19 protein-coding genes are annotated in these 21007 nt (G+C 47.2%); 13 read left to right on the top strand and 6 right to left on the bottom strand.

The genetic code is table 11. The features are described from left to right. The 6 genes from HUU58_02615 to HUU58_02590 all read left to right on the top strand — a co-directional run. On the top strand, window positions 1–326 hold a 326-nt coding region (locus HUU58_02615; GenBank protein NUN44547.1), incomplete at its 5' end, for a hypothetical protein. A 17-nt stretch (window positions 327–343) separates the two neighbouring features. Beyond that, window positions 344–670, top strand: coding sequence for a YbaB/EbfC family nucleoid-associated protein (locus HUU58_02610; GenBank protein NUN44546.1), 327 nt, complete (start codon window positions 344–346; stop codon window positions 668–670). A 6-nt stretch (window positions 671–676) separates the two neighbouring features. Beyond that, window positions 677–1273 carry a recombination protein RecR gene (gene recR / locus HUU58_02605; GenBank protein NUN44545.1) on the top strand — a complete coding sequence of 199 codons (597 nt, stop codon included), beginning with the start codon at window positions 677–679 and terminating at the stop codon, window positions 1271–1273. A 50-nt stretch (window positions 1274–1323) separates the two neighbouring features. Continuing rightward, window positions 1324–2148, top strand: coding sequence for a purine-nucleoside phosphorylase (locus HUU58_02600; GenBank protein NUN44544.1), 825 nt, complete (start codon window positions 1324–1326; stop codon window positions 2146–2148). 3 nt (window positions 2149–2151) lie between these two features. After that, window positions 2152–3288, top strand: a complete 1137-nt coding sequence (locus tag HUU58_02595) for an alanine racemase (protein ID NUN44543.1) — start codon at window positions 2152–2154, stop codon at window positions 3286–3288. A 1-nt stretch (window position 3289) separates the two neighbouring features. Continuing rightward, a complete protein-coding gene (locus HUU58_02590; GenBank protein ID NUN44542.1) occupies window positions 3290–4453 on the top strand; it encodes a cysteine desulfurase in 1164 nt (387 codons plus the stop codon). On the opposite strand, the gene HUU58_02585 is transcribed toward HUU58_02590, so the two are convergent. From HUU58_02585 to HUU58_02565, 5 genes are read right to left on the bottom strand one after another with little or no spacing between them, the layout of a single operon-like run. Continuing rightward, window positions 4443–6125: a S8 family serine peptidase gene (locus HUU58_02585; GenBank protein ID NUN44541.1), complete on the bottom strand. Its 1683-nt coding sequence runs from the start codon at window positions 6123–6125 to the stop codon at window positions 4443–4445. The two genes, HUU58_02590 and HUU58_02585, sit on opposite strands and share 11 nt — an antisense overlap. A 9-nt stretch (window positions 6126–6134) precedes the next feature. Further along, window positions 6135–7352 (bottom strand): 2-isopropylmalate synthase, encoded by a 1218-nt coding sequence (locus HUU58_02580; GenBank protein ID NUN44540.1) that lies wholly within the window; start codon window positions 7350–7352, stop codon window positions 6135–6137. Between the two features lie 53 nt (window positions 7353–7405). After that, complete coding sequence (locus HUU58_02575; GenBank protein NUN44539.1) at window positions 7406–9100, bottom strand: FHA domain-containing protein; 1695 nt, start codon at window positions 9098–9100, stop codon at window positions 7406–7408. An 18-nt stretch (window positions 9101–9118) separates the two neighbouring features. Next, window positions 9119–9838: a tetratricopeptide repeat protein gene (locus HUU58_02570; GenBank protein NUN44538.1), complete on the bottom strand. Its 720-nt coding sequence runs from the start codon at window positions 9836–9838 to the stop codon at window positions 9119–9121. 1 nt (window position 9839) lies between these two features. Then, window positions 9840–12050, bottom strand: a complete 2211-nt coding sequence (locus HUU58_02565; protein NUN44537.1) for a serine/threonine protein kinase — start codon at window positions 12048–12050, stop codon at window positions 9840–9842. A gap of 213 nt (window positions 12051–12263) precedes the next feature. Here HUU58_02565 and thiO point away from each other — a divergent pair, with 213 nt between their 5' ends. Genes thiO through HUU58_02535 form a run of 6 tightly spaced genes read left to right on the top strand, consistent with a single transcriptional unit; the run spans window position 12264 to window position 17376 of the window. After that, the gene (gene thiO, locus HUU58_02560; protein ID NUN44536.1) at window positions 12264–13400 is read left to right on the top strand and encodes a glycine oxidase ThiO; all 1137 of its coding nucleotides are present in this window, start codon (window positions 12264–12266) and stop codon (window positions 13398–13400) included. After that, complete coding sequence (locus HUU58_02555) at window positions 13397–13891, top strand: DUF4149 domain-containing protein (GenBank protein NUN44535.1); 495 nt, start codon at window positions 13397–13399, stop codon at window positions 13889–13891. The genes thiO and HUU58_02555 overlap by 4 nt, the downstream gene beginning before the upstream one ends. Beyond that, window positions 13884–14777 (top strand): squalene synthase HpnC, encoded by an 894-nt coding sequence (hpnC, locus tag HUU58_02550; protein ID NUN44534.1) that lies wholly within the window; start codon window positions 13884–13886, stop codon window positions 14775–14777. Before HUU58_02555 ends, hpnC begins: the two co-directional genes overlap by 8 nt. Next, window positions 14768–15595, top strand: a complete 828-nt coding sequence (locus HUU58_02545; protein ID NUN44533.1) for a phytoene/squalene synthase family protein — start codon at window positions 14768–14770, stop codon at window positions 15593–15595. The genes hpnC and HUU58_02545 overlap by 10 nt, the downstream gene beginning before the upstream one ends. Then, a complete protein-coding gene (locus tag HUU58_02540; protein NUN44532.1) occupies window positions 15573–16907 on the top strand; it encodes an FAD-dependent oxidoreductase in 1335 nt (444 codons plus the stop codon). The genes HUU58_02545 and HUU58_02540 overlap by 23 nt, the downstream gene beginning before the upstream one ends. Before the next feature lie 7 nt (window positions 16908–16914). Continuing rightward, complete coding sequence (locus HUU58_02535; protein NUN44531.1) at window positions 16915–17376, top strand: peroxiredoxin; 462 nt, start codon at window positions 16915–16917, stop codon at window positions 17374–17376. Here the strand turns inward: HUU58_02535 and glgP are convergent. Then, window positions 17371–19476: an alpha-glucan family phosphorylase gene (glgP, locus tag HUU58_02530; protein ID NUN44530.1), complete on the bottom strand. Its 2106-nt coding sequence runs from the start codon at window positions 19474–19476 to the stop codon at window positions 17371–17373. The two genes, HUU58_02535 and glgP, sit on opposite strands and share 6 nt — an antisense overlap. A 180-nt stretch (window positions 19477–19656) precedes the next feature. Here glgP and pepT point away from each other — a divergent pair, with 180 nt between their 5' ends. Beyond that, window positions 19657–20907, top strand: a complete 1251-nt coding sequence (gene pepT, locus HUU58_02525) for a peptidase T (protein ID NUN44529.1) — start codon at window positions 19657–19659, stop codon at window positions 20905–20907. The last annotated feature ends 100 nt before the right edge of the window (window positions 20908–21007 follow it).

Genomic DNA, 21007 nt, shown 5'->3' with positions numbered 1-21007 from the left:
CAAAACGTGTTCGTTTGGTTCTCGAGCCGGAAAAAATCATTCGCCCGGTAGAGCGCGTAGCCTATCAAGATGAGCCGGTACCTGAGCCGTCGCCCGCCGAAAATTTCTTTGATCATTATCCGACGTTGGATGCGGCACACGAAGCGTTTGCCGAGACCGATGTAAAACCGGACGGCAACGAAGCACAGATCAGTGTGCAGGTGCGCTCGGATTTATTCAAATATGTGCGTGATAAAGAAGCGGAAATGCCGCTCAAACGCATGATCGAACTTTTGGATTGCGAATTGATAGACATAACCAATAAAGACACCCTTACTACATCTTAATCATTTATGGAGATCGTATGCGTGGATTTGATATGCAGAGTCTGATGAAAGAAGCGCAGAAAATGCAAAAACAATTGGAAAGCCGCCAATCGGAACTCGAACAGGTTAATGTCGAGGGTACTTCCGGCGGCGGTATGGTTACGGTGACCGTCAACGGAAACGGCAAAGTATTGTCCGTAAAAATACAAAAAGAGGCCGTCAATCCCGATGATGTAGGGCTCCTCGAAGATATGATTTTATCGGCGATTCATAATGCGGTACAAAAAGCCGACGAGATGTCCAATGCGGAAATCAGCAAAATCACCGGTGGCATGATGCCGGGCATGAAAATGCCAAAAAAATAAAAGATCATGCAATACACGTCAGAAACCATCGAACGTTTGATCAAAGAATTTTCCAAGTTGCCCGGTATCGGTCGTAAAACCGCGCAACGCCTGGTTTTTCATCTGCTCAAACAACCTAAAGACGAAGTGGTTATGCTCTCGCAGGCCTTGCTGGACATGAAAGAAAAGATCGGCCGCTGCACGACATGCTTCAATGTAACGGAACACAACCCTTGCCCGATTTGTGCCAATCCGCGCCGTGATCACGGTGTGATCTGTGTCGTCGAAGAAGCCAATGATGTATTGGCTATCGAACGAACGGATATGTTTCGTGGTGTGTATCATGTATTGGGCGGCTTGCTCAATCCCTTAGAAGGTGTCGGCCCTGATGATTTACGCATTCGCGAACTGATACAGCGCTCCGAAAACGAAGTGCGTGAAATGATATTAGCGATCAATCCGACCGTACCCGGCGATGCGACGGTGATGTTTGTGGCCGAAAAGATGCAGGGTAAATCTGTGCGGTTGACGCGGATTGCCCGAGGAATACCGATCGGTAGCGATTTGGAATTTGCCGATATGACGACATTGACGCGTGCGCTCGAGGGACGGGTATCGGTATAAATAATAGGTTTGTTAAATGATGGCGTACCACGATTGCAAAAGAGGTTCGTATGCATGAATTAAAAAAAATGATGGAAGAGTCCATCGCCATGATTCGTTCAAAAACGACGATGCAACCGACGATCGGCATTATTCTCGGCTCCGGTCTCGGTGATCTGGCGGATCGTTTTGAAAATAAAACGGTGATTTCAACGGCCGACATACCGCACTATGCCAAATCCACAGTCGAGGGGCACGACGGGAAATTGGTTTTCGGCACATTAAACGGTAAACACGTATTAGCCGTAAAGGGACGCGTGCATTATTACGAAGGTTACACGATGGCGCAAGTAACGTATGTCGTGCGTTTGATGGGAATGCTGGGAATTCGTTCGCTGATCGTTACCAATGCGGCCGGCGGAGTCAATCCGCTTTTTCAGCCGGGTGATCTGATGTTCATTACAAGTCATATCAATTTTTTCTTTGCCAATCCGCTTCAAGGCCCCAACGATGAAACGATAGGGCCGCGATTTCCGGATATGGAGAGCGAATACGATCGTGAATATATATCTATAGCCGAAAAAACAGCGTTGAAGTTGGGTGTTCGTACCCAACGCGGTGTCTATTGTGCGGGGTCCGGGCCGACATACGAAACACGAGCGGAAGTGAAAATGTTCCAAAAAATCGGAGCCGATGCTGTCGGTATGTCCACGGTGCCGGAAGTGATCGTCGCAAAACATCAGAATATGCGCGTGCTGGGTATCAGTTGTATTACCAATCTGGGTACGGGTATCAGTCAGACCAAACTGAGTCATGAAGAAGTGACGGAAACGGCCAACCGTGTCAAAACACAGTTTCAGCAATTGATAACGGATGTAGTCGGCCAGATCGGTTAAACAATGGATACGATATACCACAATATACTAAAAGAAATTCGCCCGACCCATGCGGTGATTGATTTGGCAGCGATCGCACACAATATGGCACAGATCAGAACCCGGGTCGGCAGCCGAAAAATCATGGCTATCGTCAAGGCTAACGCTTACGGTCACGGTATCTGCGAAGTGACGCAAAAAGCCGTGCGGAGCGGGGCGGACTACATAGGTGTGGGCTTTCTCGAGGAGGCGCTTTTTTTACGGCAAGAAGATATTGAAGCGCCTATCCTGGTGATGGGCGGTATTCTAGGTTACCAGGTGAAAAAATTTGTTCAAAACGATCTCGAAATCACTGTTTCTTCTTTGGAACTGGCGTATCATATCAACGACGAAATTAAAAATCAAAAAGCGCGGGTTCATCTTAAAATAGATACCGGCATGGAACGAATCGGTGTGACATACAAACAAGCGGTAGAGTTCGTACGACGTGTGGCCATGCTTCCGAATATTGAGATTGTAGGTCTCTATTCTCATTTTGCGACGGCGGATGAAGAAAACCTTTCTTTTGCGCATACGCAGTTTGAACGATATTGCGAAATCATAGATGCATTGAAAAAATTAGGTATTGAAATCCCAATCAAGCACATTGCCAATAGCGGGGCCGTGATGAACCTTGATTCTACGTACGTGGACATGGTGCGTCCGGGCATTTCGTTATACGGCATGTATCCTTCGCGTTTTGTTCGTCGCGATATACAGCTTCAGCCGGCGCTTTCTTTAAAATCTAAAGTTGTTTTTATCAAACGTGTGCCGGCCGGTACGGGCATCAGCTACGGCCACAAGTATATAACGCCTCAGGATTGCAATATCGTTACGGTTCCGATCGGATACGGCGACGGATATACACGTCTTTTGACGAATAAAGCCGATGTGTTGATTCGCGGTAAAAGGTATCCTGTGGTCGGTGCGGTGTGCATGGATCAGTTGATGGTCAATATCGGCGATGATCGTGTTGAAATAGGGGATGAAGTCATTCTGATCGGGCGTTCGGGCAATGAAGAAATTACGGCGATGGAGTTAGCTGAAAAAATCGGTTCGATTCCTTACGAAATTACCTGTATGATCAACGCGCGTGTACCGCGTATTCACATTCACAAATAATATGCAAAAAACCAACGCACGTATCTATCTGGATCACAGCGCGACAACACCGGTAGACAAGCGGGTCGTTGATGCGATGCTCCCTTTTTTCACCGAAGAATTCGGTAATCCATCCAGTATTTACGGACTAGGACGTTCGGCAAAAGTGGCTATCGAAGACGCCCGCGAAAAAGTTGCGTCGGTAATAAAGGCACAACCTTCAGAGATTGTTTTTACCGGCGGCGGCTCCGAATCCGACAATATGGCCATTGTCGGCGCAGTAAAGTCAATGAGCGCCAAGGGTAAACATATTATTACGACACGAACGGAACACCATGCCGTCCTGCATACGTTCGAATCGTTGGAAAAATCGGGTTATGCTGTGTCCTATGTTCCATGCGATCAGTTCGGATACGTGTCCGCAGAAACTATAGCACAGGCCATTCGTCCCGATACCGTATTCATATCTGTCATCCACATCAATAATGAAGTAGGTACGATCAATCCGATCGAAGAAATAAGCGCATTAGCCAAATCGCATCAAATTCTTTTCCATACCGATGCGGTGCAAAGTTTTGGAAAAATACCGTTCGATGTAAAAAATTTACCTGTGGATTTGTTATCTGTCTCCGCGCATAAAATATACGGCCCCAAAGGTGTGGGCTGTCTTTATATCCGGCGTGGCATAAAAATACCTTCATTTATCGAAGGTGGTTCACAAGAGCGTGGGCAACGTGCAGGCACGGAAAATGTGCCGGGTATCGTCGGATTTGGCAAAGCCGCAGAGATCTGTAAAGACAGTATGTCCGGTGAATCAGAACGTCTGAACAAACTAATGACAGTATTTTGGAAAACTCTGCAAGATATTGCACCGCAAGCCCGATTGAACGGTCATCCTGAAAAACGATTGCCGGGGCATTTTAATATTTCGTTTCCCGGGATCGGAGGGGATGAAATAGCTATGATGTTGGATTTGGAAGGTATTTCCGTTTCTACGGGATCGGCTTGCACATCCGGTGCCGTAAGCGGGTCGCATGTGCTCAAGGCGATGGGGTTAGGTCCTGAATTTTACGGGAGTGCGGTGCGTTTCACATTCGGGCGTTTGAATTCTGAACAAGATATTCCATCAGTGATGAAGGCGCTTCAGCGGATAGTAGAAAAAAACAAAAATGCTTCTATTTTATAATAAGAATTTTTCGTGTTTCTGATTTGTCATCCATTGCAATGCGGTAAATATATACTCCCGAACTGACCCTCCGTCCGTGATCATTTTTTAAGTCCCATAACGCCGCTACCGTTTCGCCCGCCGCGATAGACGCATTGTCTCGTATCGTGCGCACCAATCCGCCAAGCGTATTATAGATATGTACAGAATAACGTCCGCTTATAACGGATCGAAAACGTATAGTAGTGGATGGGTTGGCCGGATTGGGATAATTGACGACATCGCGTATCGGATTAAAATCATCGGACGAAGCGGGGTTATAACGAATTATCTTCATCGCATCAGGCACACCATAGCCGATAGTATGGTTAGGTTTTTTTGATAAACTGGCCGTTTTTCGGACGGCATCATATAATTCCGAACCGGACCAGGCCGGGTTTGCTTCCAAAGCTAAGGCGGCAATTCCGGCAACAATAGGGGTTGATAGCGAAGTGCCCGAAAAATTTTGGTAACCCGTTGTTCCGCTGGAAACTACGCGTATCTCGTAGCCTAACGCTGCAACATCTGGTTTTTTTCGGCCATCAGCCGTAGGCCCTCGCGAACTAAAGCTAGCCACCGTACTGTCACCGATCGTTGCGCCGACAGCGATCATATGTTTTCCGTCAGAAGGTGTACTGATACGATATTGATCTTGATCTTCAGCGCCATTATTCCCGGAACTATTAAATACGAGCAGTCCTTTTTGGAATGCAATATCGGTGGCAAGTGTAGTTAATCCGGTTTTCCCGTCCAAATCGCGAATGTTATAGTCATGTGAGGTGCCGGGGAATTCATCAAAAAAACTGGTAGAGCTGGACACTAAATCTGCACCGATTTGTTCCATCCATTCCAAAGCCGCAATCCAGCGTGATTCATCCGCCAATTCATAGATCGCATCACTGTTATTTTCGGTACGAGCTAAAATATAATCCGCACCGAAAGCCGTACCGATCAAAAAACTTTCGTGAAAACTTGCAATTGCAGAAAGTACAAATGTTCCATGGCTGCTGGTAAATTTGGAACCGATTTCGCTCACGTTACCGTCGTGATCCACAAAATCGGAATCTGCTACGACGTGAATTCCTGAAAAAGCCGTGTGGGTAAGATTAAAACCCGTATCAATCATGCCGATGCGAATTCCTTTCCCTGAATAACCGGAGTCATGAGCGGTCACGGCATTGACAAATGAATTTTGCCGTAATGACGCGCCATACGAAAAGCGACTAAACGAGGCAGTGATAGGCGAAAAAAAAGATGCATGTGAAGTAGTTGACGCTATCACCGATCGGGCTTTAGCCGGACGAATTTCACGGATAAACGGAAGCGATTGAATAAGGGGGATGTTTCTTTCATTGATTTGCACACAAGCCGCATTGAGCCAACGTGATGTGTTATGAATTAATACAAGATGAGAGGATAAAGCCGCAAGGTAATCCGAAGAAACAGGGTAATCGGATTCGTCAATCAGCGCGGACGTATGCGGATTTTGTTTTAGCCGCCGTTCCAAAGCCCGTGGCGAAATATCCGGTATAACCGTGGCGTGCAGGTAGTCTGGTTTATCTTTAAAAAAGATCCAATACGTCTTTTCGGTCGTTTGACCCCAAAGCGTGTTGCTTATCAAAAGAATAAAAAGACTTACGCGAGACAAAATCATCCCCAACCTTTATCGGCAAAGCGAAAAAATCTGTTCGTCACTCAAAACGGTTTGCGATTGTTTTGCCGCAGCGAATATTTTTTTTACCAATTCTTCGCGCGGTTCGATCTTGCGACGTTTGAGCCAAAAAACCACATTGGACTCACCGCTCAACGGGCCGATTTCTACGACTTGTTCGAGACCAAACATAGCCGCCGGTACGCTGGAGTAAACGCGATCCACCAATTCCATGTCACCTTTATTCAAGGATTTCAGGATGGCCGCGGCATGAACTCCCGTACCGGTACGAAATGCGTCGTGACCAAAAACGGGATAATTGATGGGAATCGGTATGCCCGTGTATTCCGAAATTTTACGGCAATATTGCGGCAGAGTAGTAAGATCGTTGGTTATCCAGTTTTTCAACTTGAGATTGACCATGAGCTGATCCATTTGCACATTGCCGACGCGTTCGCCGACACCGATGCCCGTTCCGTGGACGCGATGGGCTCCGGCTTGTAATGCGATGATTGCGTTGGCGACGGCAAGCCCGCGGTCATTGTGACCATGCCAATCTATTTTTACATCTTCACCGCTTTCTTTGATTACTTCCACCATAAAACGTACAAGGCGCTGTACACCTTCAGGGGTCGCATTGCCGACGGTATCGGAGATGCAAACGCGCCGTGCACCGCTTCGTATCGCGGCAAGATACAGGCGTTTAACATCGTTGGGATGCGCGCGGGTCGTGTCTTCCGTAACATACATCACATCGAGATTGTTTTTCACAGCGTATGAAACGGCCTCTTCTGTGAATTTCAAAAGTTGATCCATGCCCCAACCTTCGGCGTACTGGCGAATGGGGCTTGAGCCGATAAACGTACATGCCTGAATGGGGATTCCGGTGCGCTGAGACGCCTCGATGATCGGATCAATATCAACTTTGAGTGTACGTGCTGCACAATTAGGCTGAATCTTAAATTTATTTTTTGCGATTTCGGCGGCCAAAGCAACCACGTGTTGGAGTACGTGAGGACCGGCGCCGGGCAAACCGATGTCGGCGGCATGAATACCAAGCCCCTCCATGAGGTGCAGGATTTCAATTTTTTGCTCAAGTGTAGGCGTTTTTACGGAGGGGGATTGTAAACCGTCACGCAAAGTTTCATCATTGAGTTCGAAAGTATGCGCTGGTTTTTCTTCGCCGTTGACTTCTTGATTCCAATCGTAGATCAGCGTATTAAGATCCATATATAATTTCTTTCCAATAGATGTCCGATGTGTACGTACATTTCACGAAGCGATCAATAGACCACTTCGTAAATTTCGACGGGTATGGTTTTGCCTTTGACTTCGGTTGTTCCGAGAAGAGTGGCTTGCACCTTATCTTTGACAAAATCATAAGTAGCTTTGCTGATGATTATTTTTCCTCCGGCCGCTTTGCCTTGAAGACGTGATGCCAGATTGACATTATCGCCGATAGCCGTGTATTCCATGCGCTGATCGGATCCGATATTGCCGACGACGACGTGGCCGGTGTTGATTCCGATGCCAACTTGAATTTCGGGTTTGCCCAATTGACGCTGTTCGTCGTTAAATGCCTCCAACCCGCGTTGCATCTCTATCGCAGCCTGCACGGCATTCCACGCATCATCGCCGGAAGTGGCCGGTGCTCCGAAAAGCGCCATAATGGAGTCGCCGATAAATTTATCCAACGTGCCGCCGTATTTGAAAATCACATCAATCATACGCGAAAAATACCGATTAAGTATTTCAACCATTTCTTCGGCGGATAGTTTTTCAGAGAGGGTAGTGAAACCCCGTACGTCGGAAAAAATGAGCGTGACTTCGCGGCGTTCGGGCATAAAGCGAATGGAGCTGCCGTCATTACTCATGATACGTTCGGCGATTTGTTTGGATACATAACGCTCCAACGCGCTTTTGAGGTGCTCTTTGCGACGGCGTTCTTCATGCATTTTGGCGTTTTCGATGGAGATGGCCGCGTGATTGGCGAAAGCCTCAAGCAATTCCACGTCGCTTTTTGAAAATACGTTGGTCATGACGTTGGAGCCGACGTAGATCACGCCGATGACAGCCTGATCTTTATTGCGCATCGGTGAACAGATAACGGAGCGAATGTTGTTGGATATAATACTGGCGCCGCTTTGAAAGCGTGAATCGCTTTTGGCATCGGAAGTAAGAATGGATTGATTGCTTTCGACCACTTGTTTGGCGATCGTCGAACTGAACGTCGAACCGGATTGGGAAATTTCGTCGGCCTGCATTTTGCGCGAAACGCGTGGGACAAGATTGTTTTTATCATCGTACAACATGATAAATCCGCAGTCGCCGTTCATCACTTTGAGGGCTAAATCAATGATCGTTTTCAGCAATTCTTCTTCAACGAGAATGTGGTTGATGACTTTCCCGATCTCGTAGAGCACATTGAGTTTTTGCTGCGATTTTTCGGATTCTTTGAACTGCATATTCATGATCTGCAGTTGGTGTTCGACCTCCATAAACTGAGTCATGATCGCCGTACGATCCGCCGAACCGCTAAGCACGGTATTTTTGAGCTGCTGGAAAAGTTGCACGATTTTGTCCGCATTGGGATTGGCGGCATAGCCCGTGTCGTGCGGTTTTTGCGGCGGTGCGACAGCTTTATCCCGGGAGTAAAAACGTGCTCGGTCAATATTGACCATCGCATTTTCATCCGTCATAAAGATGAGCTCGACGGCGCCGAAATTGATATGGTCCTGATTTTTGATTTCAGCGGAACCGGTAACCCGTGTTCCGTTGACAAATGTGCCGTTCGTGGAACCGAGATCGGTGATTTGATACAAGCCGTTCTTTTTTTCAACACGCGCATGTTTGCCGGAAATCATCACGTTGGCGATCATGATATCGTTTTCCGGTCTCCGTCCTATGATCGCATCGTCTTTTTCGATACGAAAGCGTGTTGCGGTTGTATTATTTTCGATGAGAACGAGAGAAGCCACCCGTACGTCCAATCTGTATTATTTTTTAATTGTGTTTTTTACTTCATCATAAAGCGGCGTCCAAACCGGGTTTCCGTATTCGGATTTATCCAGTTCGAAATTTTTATTGACTTCAAAGGCTTTGCGAAATGCATTTTTAGCATCCACAGGGCGCTTACGCAGAGCATAGGCAAAAGCCAATAGTTTGTAAGCGTCCGCTCGTTTGTTGCCTTCGAGATCGGTTTTTTTAACCGCTGTTTCCAGATACGATAACGCTTCATCGTAGTTACGTTTAGAATAAGCATCTTTGCCTTTACTCAGCAGATCGCTGCCCGAGGCGCTCGCTAACGTAAATTGTTTTTGGGCCGCTTCGTAAGCAGGTGTCCAGGCCGGATTACCCATTTCAGCGGATTCCAGTTCAAATCCGTCATCGCTCGTAAATGCGTCGAAGAACGCTTTAGTGGCTTCCGTTTGATTTTTTTGCATCGCAAATATGAAACCGAGATGTTTATACGCCTGGGTACGCTCGCTTTTGGATAAATCAAGATCGGTAGCGCTACGCAGATTTTTTTTAGCGCCTTCGTAATCCCGGGCTTTGTATAGTTCCATTCCTTTTTCCAACTGTGGCTTACCGCTGGGTTTTTTGGGAACGACCGGTGTTTCGGGTTTTTCTTTCGTCGTGCTTTTTGCTCCGCCGCAACCGGAAAAAAATATTATTCCGGCGAAAAGGAGTGTGATGAGGCTAGAATGTTTTTTCATATTAGAAATCATATTGTAACGTAGTGGTTTGGCCTACGGTGATTTTTACTTGTTTAGTGACGGCTTTGTACGCCGGGTTTTCGATTTTGATCGTATGATTACCCGGACTCAATTCAAGACGTTCGAGCGGCGGGGAAGCGCCCATCGGTTTACCGTCCACCGATATATTGCCCCAGGGATTGATTAAGATTTTCAAAATGCCCGTGGATGCGGCGAGTGTAAATTCGGCCGCATTTTCTTTATCGGCTTCGATATTCATTTTTTTGATACTGAGCAGTGAGCCTTTTTGAACTTTGATATCACGCGGTCCGGCAGGAATTTTATCCATTTTGAATGGGGTAACCCCTTCTTTTTTTCCGTCAACATATACATCCGCGCCGTCCGGTTTGGAAGTGATCGCGAGCGATCCGAAACCTTGTACCAGCGTGGCTTTGACCTCAAAGGGTATTGCATCGTCGCCGAGATTAAGTTCCTGTTCGTAACTTTTGTAGCCGTCGGCAGTAACGATTAGTTTATTAGCACCCAGTGGTAGGGAATACGTCACACCGTCTTTCTCCGGCTTCAACTGGCTTTCAGAGGCTACGGAATTCAGATACACCTGAATTTTTTTAGGCTCTACCCCGGCAAGATTGGCTTTGACGCGTTTGGCTTGCAGTTTGGGTGTCAGTTTAATTTCTTTGCCTTTGCGGGCATCAATTTCTGAAACCTGATTGGTATAAAATGGCTTGGAAAAAACGAGCGTGTGTTTTCCGGACGGAAACGGCAAACGTTGAATCGGCGAATAGCCTAACATCGTTCCCGTATTGGTCATCACTTTGATCATGTCCTTCGAAGAAACGGTGATATATGCCGTATCTACACCGGCCGGAAATTTTACCGGTGCGAGTTTGAGTTCTACGGCAAACTGCTTGGTTTCTCCGTCGGCAAAAAGAAGTTTAGAACGATACGTTTCGTAACCGTCGGATTGAATAACTAGTTCATGCTCACCGGCGGTGATTTTTTCTGCGGAAATTTTGGCATCTTTGATCGGCACATGCACGGAGTCCAGCATGGCCGTGCCTTCCGCCGCGTTGAGTGTTAGCGTAAGCGATGCATTCCCTGTCCCGGAAGATTTAGCTGAAGAAGCCGATGATTTATCACCGGAGCCGCCAAACATCATGTATAGCACAATCAAGATCGCAGCGACTGCACCGCCGGCGATAAGTGCTACCGGTGATTTTTTTGGAGCCGGTGATGCGGCAGGTATGGACTGCGTCTGCGCCGCAGCAGGGGACGGCATGGATCCTGTGCCGGTAGGTGACATCGCAGAAAAATCCGGAGCGGACATAACAACGGTTGCGCCGGCATAGTTAGCAGGATTGATCACTTGCGTCGCGCCCATGTTGGCCGTAGCTGTTTTGTAGTTGCGTATATCGTTGGCCATGGTTTCGGCGTCAGGATAACGATCCGCCGGATTTTTAGCCATCGCCCGTTCGATGATCGCCTGAAATTGCGGCGGCACCATCGCATTGCTGATGGATAGCGGCGCAGGATTTTCGTGCACGACACGATACATGACCGTGGTAATATTATCGCCGGGAAAGGCTTTTTCATAAGTGAGTAATTCATAAAACACCGCGCCGATGCTGAAAATATCGGAACGATTATCCACGCCGCGCCCGGTGATTTGTTCAGGCGACATGTAGCTCGGTGTACCGACGACCATGCCGGTTTGTGTCGCACTGGTGGAAGTGAGTTTGGCGATGCCGAAATCGGTTACTTTGGCGATCTGATCGTCGGTGAGAACTATATTCGCCGGTTTGATGTCGCGGTGGATAACGCCGTTTTTATGCGCGTATCCGAGCCCTTCGCAAATCTGTATCATGATGTCAACGATTTGCTCTATGGTAAAGGGATGCTTTTCGGCGATCAGGTCATCCAAAGGACGGCCTTTAATAAATTCCATCGCGATGTAGGCCAAACCTTCTTCTTCGCCGACGTCATATACGGTCACAATATTGCGGTGATTGAGACGGCCCGCGGACTGTGCTTCTTGCGCAAAACGGCGCTTAAATTCTGTAAGCTGCTGTTCTGGAATTTCGCTCCCGGACTTAAGTGTTTTGAGAGCGACTGTGCGTCCGATCATCGGATCAACGCCTTTGTACACAATGCCCATCGCGCCCTGACCCAGGACTTGTACGATTTCATAACGGCCAAGCTTTTTCGGTTCCACTAAAAAACTCCCGGAATTGTATATTTAAAATTACAATAAATAGATAAAAGAATTGCGGATTACAACGCGGCAATATATTTCTTGGCTAAGCCAATATCAAGCATAAAAAACGCCTAAAACCATTGAAAATTAAGCGTTTCAGTACGTGCCCAAGCTTGATTTTTTAAGACAACGCTTCTATATTGAATTGTCAGCATCAACCAGGAGTTAGTTTTGAAAATATATGATGTCGTTGTGATCGGCGGGGGTGTGATCGGGCTTTCGATCGCGTATGAAATCAAATTTCGTCACAGCAAAATAAAAGTAGCCATTTTAGAAAAAACACAAACGGGATATGAGGCTTCCCACGCATCCGCAGGCATGCTCGAACCGCAGTTGATCATGCCGCGTCAAAATTTGTCGGATCGCGAAAAAGCTTTTTTTCGATTGTGCAGGGAAAGTCAAAACATGTATGAAGAGACCATTCGGCGTATCGAATACCACAGCCGTATGGATTGCGAATACCGCAAAGAAGGCATTCTCAAACTTATCTCACCTGAAATGGATCCGAAGCCATGGTTGTCGTGGTATGTCGGGCTCGGGATGCATGCGCATTTTTGGAGCGTCGAACAAACCGGCGAAGCGGAGCCTGCATTGCGCGAAGGCATGGCGGCGATTCATTTGCCGGATAACCATCAGGTGGAAAACCGCAAATTGAGCGCCGCGCTGGCCGAATGCTGCAAAAATCTCGGCGTGGATATCTTGGAGTATTCTGCGGTCGAATCCATCATACTCAATAATGAAGCGATTGATCATCTTCAAACCAAAACCGGGACGGTATCTGCGGCACGATATGTATTGGCCGCCGGTGCATGGTCATCACAGATTCCCGGATTGACACAAACGATACCGGAGATCAAACCGATACGGGGGCAGATCGTCGCGATGCAAATGCCGAAACCTGATTTTATTCGATACCCGGCATACCTTGAAGATTTTTATTACGTACCGCGCAATAGCGGTCGGCTGCTTATCGGCTCAACGGTCGAAGATGCCGGCTTTGATAAAGCCGTGACGCCCTCGGTGATTGTCGGATTTATCGAAAAACTAAGAGCATTGATCCCGCAGTCCAAAACTTTCGAATCGGTAGAGCGGTGGGCCGGTTTGCGTCCCTGTAGTGCGGATCGCCTTCCGTTGCTTGGTGAAACACGCTTGACCAACCTCGTCGTAGCAACAGGGCATTTTCGCAATGGCATTCTTCTTATGCCGATAACGGCCAAACTTATAGCCGATATGATCATCACAGGCAAACCTTCGCCGATGTTGGCACCCTTTTCACCCTCGCGATTTAACGGGAGTACCAACGCATGAGTATCCGAAATTATACATGGCGCGGAGCGATATTATTGTTTGCCGGTGCATGGATCGGCATTCTCGTGTTTTTGGCATACGGTGTCGCCGGTACTATTTTTAGAAACCTTGATTCCAAAACCATCGCCGGATATATCAACGGATTGATTCTTGTTCGAATGAATCATCTGGAATACGTGTGTGCGGCGTTGATCGTTGTATCGTCCTTTGTTCTGTATAGGCGTCAAAAATCACTATGGTCGCGTGTACGTGGGATCGTGTCCGGTGTGATGCTGATCAATCTTTTTTTCTACGCGGATTTTATCACGCCGCAGATGACGATGCTCAAAGAAAAAATCGTAGACTTCGATCAATACGCCAAAGAAAACGATCCGCGCCCCGAGCGTAAGGAATTCGACGCATGGCATCGCCGGTATTCTGCACTCGTAGGATTCAATATCGTACTCGCGCTTTTGGTAGTCGGCCTAACCCTGCGAGAACGCGATGAATGAGGAGCGGGCGATCGGTTCGTATTCCGACGATGAAATAGACGCGGCCTATGCGATGTGCCGGGATTTTGCCGCTTCGCATTACGAAAATTTCCCTGTTATTTCATGGATTTTTAATGCCGCTCAACGCCGTCACCTTGCGGCGGTTTATACCTTTTTACGCCGCGCCGATGATGTAGCTGACGAAGGCACCGGCACTATCGAACAACGTATGCACGGACTTTTATGGATGCAGGCTGCGCTCAAAGCCAGCGAAGAAGGACGCGCCAAAGATCCGATGTTTGCGGCGCTGTCCGTGACGTTGCAAAAGGGCGGTATTCCCCGTCAATGGTTGGATGATGTCCTGAGCGCCTTCAAAGTAGATCTTCTCAAAAATAGATATACCGACGAAGAGCAACTCATGGGGTATTGTCGTTATTCGGCCAATCCGGTCGGCCTCATCGTACTGCATATCCTTGGTTACACACATAACTCGACTATGTGGGAAAAAATGACCCCTTTGTCGGATGCCATTTGTTCGGCGCTCCAGCTCACCAATCATTGGCAGGATGTATTCATTGATCTTCAGAAAAACCGGCTGTATATACCGCTGGAACTGATGAAAGAATGCGGCTATACCGAAGAAGACTGGAAAAATAAAACGGTAAATACGTCGTTTTCAAAGACGATGGCGGTCTGTTTAAAAAAAACACGTGATTTGTTTGATCAAGGGCATGCGTTGTTGGGTTACCTGCGTTTCAAAGATCGCAAAATCATCGGTATGATATGGTTGAGCGGATTACGTGTGCTTATGAAAATGGAAAAAACGGGCGGTGATACGCTGAATCATCGTCCGACGATTGGTTTAAAAGACAAATTTTGGATACTATGGCGCGTTTTATGGATATAGAAACGATATTGCAAGAGGATGCCCGAAGTATTACGCGACGCTCCGGCAGCAGCTTTTATTATCCGATGATGCTCTTTCCGGGAGGGAAACGCGAAGCTATTTTTACGGTATATGCATTTTGCCGGATCACGGATGATATCGTGGATCAAAATGGTTCCGATGCCGCGACGCATTTGTCTGTATGGAAAAAAGAATTGATTGCCGCCGAGCGCGGTCATTCGTCATATTATTTGCTCAATCGGGTGATGCGGGTTGCGCGTGATTTTTCGATTCCTGTTCAATTGTTTCATGACGTTATTCGCGGGATGGAAATGGATTTAGAGCGCAGAGAATACCGCACGTTTGATGAATTGTATGAATATTGCTATTGCGTTGCGTCAGCCGTTGGATTGATGATCATTAGGATTTTGGGAGCGCATCATACGGCCAGTGAACGGTTTGCGTTGCATGCCGGTTTAGCTTTACAATTGACCAATACGATTCGTGATGCAGCATCTGATATAGCGGACGGCCGGATCTATTTTCCGGTGACGGATCGGCGTGCGTTTTTTGATAATCCGTCAGCCGTTCAGGATGCGTTGAGGCTGCAATGTGCCGAAGCGAGAAAACAATTCCAATTGGCCGATGAAGCGTTTCGTGCGTATCCGTCGTTGGCGCTTTTTCCGGCACGGGTCATGGAAAACATGTATCGGTTATTGCTTGATAAAATCGAACAAACCGGCTTTACACCGACCGCTCATCGGGTAAGCCTTACTTTATCGGAAAAAATACAAACCGCAGGCCGAACTTGGTTTGATGATCGCCCTTACCGTGGCTAAATCTCCCTCTCAAATAATCATCATCGGCGCCGGTACAGCCGGACTGGCTGCCGCGACGACGCTTGCACAGGCGGGGCATGATGTAAGTTTATATGAAAAAAATGCCTATGCCGGAGGGCGTACTTTTTCGTTTACCGATGTTGCATCACGATCGACACTCGACAACGGCCAGCATCTCCTGATGGGGTGTTATCATGCTACCCGTGCGTGGCTTGATTCATTAAATGCCTCATTGGATATTCCCAAAAAATCGTTTCCTTTGAATTTTTATTCCGTCGATGGCCGGATAGCCTGTTTGAATTTACCGGATTGGCCTGCGCCGTGGTATGCCCTGTACGGTATTATGCGATACGATGCGATCCCATTGAGCGAACGCTGGCGTATTTTGAGGGCGGGTTTATCAATGCGTAAACCGTTAATAAGGGGACGGTTTGTATCCGATTGGTTGGACGCCTGGCGATTTACGCAGGACACACGACGATGGTTTTGGAACCCGATTTGTTTAGCGATTATGAATCAGCATCCCGAAGATGCCGATGTGGTTCAGTTTGGCGAGGCTATGCGACGAATTTTTTTCGGTTCACGCGACGATGGACGTTTTATTATTCCGGAAAAATCACTCGACGCCGTATTGGTCGAACCGGCTGTAAGGTTTTTAAAACAAAAAAGTTGTTCGTTGCATTTTCATTCATTTGTACGCCATATCACCGTTTCTAATGGCCGGGTAGATGGAATCACGTTGCGAAACGGCGAAATCATTCGGGCTGATAAAGTCATTATGGCCGTACCGCCGTGGAGTGCCGGCAAGCTTTTACCTGTAGAAAACGAATGGACATCACGTTTCCAAAATTTTTCATCGGCACCGATATTATCGGCCTATATATGGTTAAATGAGATGCATCCGGATGCGTTATTCGACGGACCTATGGCCGCATGTATAGGAACGCACGTACAATGGGTATTCAAAAAAAACTCAGAATGTATTCAGATTACGATCAGCCACCCCGGCGCGTCTGTTTTTGATGCGGCGTCAATTTGGGAAAAGAGAATAACAGATGACATGACACTTCTGTTTAAAAATTTTAAACCTAGTTCGGTTCGTCGTATTGAAATTATCAAGTCGGTGCGCGCCACCTCGAACAATCATGCGAAAGATTCGTATCGTTTTCATAGTCGCACTGGAATTCAAGGGTTGTATTTAGCCGGAGACTGGATCGCCGATGAATTACCTTCGACGATCGAAAGCGCGGTACTTAGCGGTATCCGATGCGCGGAGGCCGTGTTGCAAGACGAAAAAAACAAAAGGAGTTAATCTCTCTATGCTTAAAAAAAATGCTATTATTTCTGAATTAACTTGGCGGGATTCGGGCGGTCAGGAACATACGCTTGCGCAATATAGCCGGCACAAAGCTGTAGTTTTCTTCTTTTATCCGATGGATTTTACACGCGTTTGTACCGGGCAAGCGTGTTACTTTCGCGATGTATATGGCGAAATCGCGGCACAAGGCGGTGTGGTTTTTGGCGTCAGTTTGGATGACGACGCGACCCATGAAAAATTTCGCACACATCATCGGTTACCGTACGCACTCATTTACGACCATGATCGAGCATTGAGCAAAAAGTTTGGTACACTATGGTTGTGGGGACTCTGGCGCAATAAAAGAGTCACGTATATCATTCGTCCGTCGGATGGAAAAATTATGGACGTGATTCATGCCGAAAGGGATGCGCAAGTTCACGCGGATCGTGTACTCGCATATCTTCGTACGTCGTCGTTATGAATTGCGGCGATACATGGTTTCAAAATATTCGGCGACCATGCGATCCGTATTAAACACCGGAATCAAGGTTTGCATGGCGCGGCGAATTTTTTGGATCCACACGCGGGGAATACCGTTGGCATCGCGATTGTAGAATGCGGGTATCACTTCATTTTTGAGTGTCAGATAAAGATTTTCTTCGTCTAAGCGATCCTGTTCCGCTTCATTGCCCAGCGACTCATCCTTACCGATAGCAAATCCGTTAGTCCCGTCATAACCTTCACGCCACCATCCGTCAAGAATGGATAAATTGAGTCCGCCGTGTATGCCGATTTTTTGCCCACTGGTACCGCTGGCTTCAAGAGGACGACGGGGATTATTAAGCCAAACGTCGCAGCCGGATGTAAGAAACCGGGCAACATAAAGATCGTAATTTTCAATAAAGGCCAGTTTGCCAAAAAGTTGGGGATGTTTGCTCAATTCGACAATGCGTTTGATGAACGCTTTTCCGCTGTCGTCTTTGGGGTGGGCTTTACCTGAAAACACAACCTGAATCGGTTGATCCTGGTCATTGAAAAATTGAATCGCCCGTTCGAGGTTTTGAACAATCATAGGTGCGCGTTTATAGGTAGCAAAACGGCGCGCGAAGCCGATGGTTAATATGTCTGGTGAAAAAAAGTTTGAGAACACGCGCACACCGTCTCCGCCCGCACGACGTTGTTGTTCTTTGAGGCGTACACGCATAAACTCGATGAGCATGCGCCGGAGATCATAACGCAGCGCCCAGATTTCTTCATCGGAAATAAACGAAGGGTCGGCTACGCGTTGCCAGAAATCCGGTTGTTTGATATGTTGTTCCCAGTTTTCACCGAGAAATTTGCGCCAAAAATTACGGGTGCGCTTATTCATCCAGCTTAAGATGTGGATGCCGTTGGTAATATGTGAAATCGGCACTTGCTCAACAGGACGATCCGGAAAAAGTTCTTTCCACATATTGCGGCTGACATTACCGTGCAACGCGCTGACGGCATTGGATGCGCGAGACATTTTGAGCGCCAGTACGGTCATACAAAATGTTTCTTTTTCATCGTCCGGATGCACGCGTCCCAGGCCCATAACCTGATCAATCGTTAAGCCAAGAATCGCGCAATAGTTGGCTAATGCAAACGTCATCAGGTCGCGGCTAAAACGATCATGGCCCGCAGGAACCGGCGTATGCGTGGTAAAAACACAATGTTCACGAACCCATGCCCGCGCCGTATCCATCGGCTGGCCTTCAAGCATACGTTCACGGAGCAGTTCCAGTGTGAGAAATGCGCTATGGCCTTCATTCATGTGATATACGGACGGACGAATTCCGATAGAACGGAGCAATCGAACACCGCCAATTCCCATCACGATTTCCTGGCAAATGCGCGTCATGATATCGCCGCCGTAGGTGCGTGATGTCAGTTCGCGATAATGTTCTTCGTTATCCGGATGATTGCTATCGAGCAAATACAGTTGAGCGCGACCGACCTTGACTTGCCAGCAGTATAAGCTGACCAGACTGTGTCCGATTTCAACTACAGTTACTACAGGTTTTCCGGTACGGTCGGAAAGAAGTGACAAAGGCAAGTGCGTCGTATCATTGAGCGGGTAGAGTTCCTGCTGTGTACCGTCAATGGCGATATGTTGCTGAAAATAACCCTGACGATAAAACAAACCGACACCGACAAATGGAATATCCAAATCGCTGGCCGACTTGATATGATCGCCGGATAGGACGCCGAGCCCGCCCGAATAAATCGGTAAACATTCATGCAATGCAAATTCAGGACTGAAATAGGCGACCGGCTTATCACGAAACGTTTGAGCGTGATGCGATCCCCAGGTGTTTTCGTGCTGCATATAGCTGCGAAACTGCGTAATAACACGATCCACCTTTTCACGAAAATGTGAATCGTTGAGACGTGCACGCAATTCTTGGTGGCTCGTTCCGTGCAAAACCGCAACTGCGTTATGATTGCTTTCCTCCCAGATTTGCGGGGATAATTCGCGGAAAACTGATTGTGCGTTTTGATTCCATGACCACCAGAGGTTGTATGCCAAAGCCGTAAGATCGTTTAATCGTTGATCCATAATTCCTTGCAGTTTCGTTACGTGGGGGCACAGTATAAAATTTCCCGCGATGAACATCAAGCGGTAAAACATAATCGGATAGAATGATAGGTACAATCGTAAGCCGTGTCTTGATGTTTTACAAAAAAAAAGTTACCATTGTTTATCAATACTATTTACAACTCCATTAAGGGCAAAACTATGTTTGATCCCAAGTATACATTTACCTGCGTGGATCGTTTTTTGAAATACGTCAAATACGATACCCAGTCGGATGAAGAGTCCACTTCTTTTCCGAGTACCGAAAAACAAAAAAATTTATCCCGCGATCTTGCCGCTGAATTGAAAGCGATGGGATTGGCCGATGCGCACATGGACGAGTATGGTTATGTGATGGCGACATTGCCCGGGAATACCTCCAAAAACGTGGATCCTATTGCATTTATTGCACACGTGGATACATCGCCGGCAGTGACCGGTGCCGGTGTCAATCCGGTGATCAATAAAAATTACCAAGGCGGCGATATTCGCCTCAAAAACGATTCCAATCAAATTATCGAGGTGAAAAACAACCCTGATCTTGAAAAAATGATCGGCTTTGACATCATTACCACGGATGGTACGACGCTACTCGGCGCGGATAATAAAGCCGGTGTGGCGGAAATCATGGATGCGGTTAATTATTTTTTGTCTCATCCGGAAGTCAAGCACGGCCCGATCAAAGTATGTTTTACACCGGATGAAGAAGTAGGTCGCGGTACGGAAAAAATTGATTTAAAAAAATTAGGCGCCAAATATGCCTATACGGTGGACGGCTCCAGTCGCGGCGAAATCGAGACCGAGACGTTTAGCGCCGACGGTATGACGATCCGATTTCATGGAAAAAATATCCACCCCGGATATGCTAAAGGAAAAATGGTCAATGCCATCAAGGTGGCATCTCATTTTATCGAAAATTTACCAAAGGTCGGTCTCTCTCCGGAAACAACGGAAAAGCGCGAGGGGTTTGTTCATCCGACATCGTTTACAGCCAATGAAGAATTGGCGACCATACGTTTTATCATTCGTGATTTTGTGACGGCAAAGCTCAAAGAAAAAGAAGATTTTCTCAAAGATCTCGCTGAAAAAACGGCCGCACAATTTCCGGGTGCCCGCGTAGAGTGCGAAGTTAAAGAGCAATACCGCAATATGAAAGAAGTGCTTGATCATCATCCGCAAGTCGGAGCGTATGCCGTCGAAGCGATGAAACGCCTCGGAATCGAACCTATCCAGACACCGATTCGTGGCGGCACGGACGGATCACGGCTTTCGTTTATGGGTTTACCTTGCCCCAATATTTTTGCCGGTGAGCATAGTTTCCATTCCAAACTGGAGTGGGTAGCCGTGCAAGACATGGAAGCCGCCGTAAAAACCATTATCGAAATCGCGCAGATTTGGGAAGAAAAAGTGTGACCGAGTGAAACCTGCTTTTAGAAGTTCAATGAAAACCTCCGCTAAAAACGGAGGTTTTTGATTAAAGTTTTTTATTTTCGAATGACCCAATATTTGCATA

It is taken from the genome of bacterium (assembly GCA_013360215.1).
Lineage (GTDB): Bacteria > CLD3 > CLD3 > SB21 > SB21 > JABWCP01.
The sequence above is the reverse complement of the archived record's forward strand: the minus strand, read 5'-3'. Positions and strand labels throughout refer to the sequence as shown.